General features: G+C 77.3%; 1 protein-coding gene. It reads right to left on the reverse strand.

Going from position 1 to position 613, the window contains the following annotated elements:
- On the reverse strand, nucleotides 1-613 hold a 613-nt coding region (locus tag OZN99_RS33105), incomplete at both ends, for a putative inorganic carbon transporter subunit DabA (RefSeq protein ID WP_270939403.1).

Genomic DNA, 613 nt, shown 5'->3' on the forward strand with positions numbered 1-613 from the left:
GAAGCCCTCCGGCGCGACGGTGCGGGCCACCATGGCCGCGCCGAAGGCGGCGCCGGTGGCCTCCACGAAGCCGAAGGCGCCGGCGACGCTGTCCTTCAGGGCGCGCAGCCCGTCCTTCGCGCGCCGCAGCCGGCCGAGCCCCGTCAGGCGCTGCGCCGCAGCGGCCTCTGCGCCGGGCGCCGGCACCTCCGGCACCACATGGCGAGGCTGCAGCAGCACTGGGCAGGAGGCATAGGCCTGGTCCGAACCGAAGGGCTGCACCGCGACGGCGGCGCCGAAGAAGCCGGCGAAGCCGAGCGTCTCCCAGGGCCCCAGGCGTTCCAACTGCCGGCGCAGCACCTCCGAGCGGACGTCGATGCAGAACACCAGTTGCGCCTGCGCCGGGCGCGCCGGGGCGGGGGTCGCCGCGGCGGCGGCCAGCCGCTCCGTCAGGCCCTGCCGCCAGCTCTCCTCCCACGCTTCGAGCCAGATGGCCGCGACCTCGGTGGCAGGGGGCGCGGCGGGCGCGGCCGGCGCCTCGGCGAACTGCCGCGCCAGGAACAGTCGCAGCGCCAGGAAATCCGCCAGCGTCGCCGGCGCGGCCTTCTGCCAGGCATGGCCCCGCTGCTGCGCG

Origin of the sequence: Falsiroseomonas oryzae, from assembly GCF_027856955.1 — a bacterium.
GTDB classification, from domain to species: domain Bacteria; phylum Pseudomonadota; class Alphaproteobacteria; order Acetobacterales; family Acetobacteraceae; genus Falsiroseomonas; species Falsiroseomonas oryzae.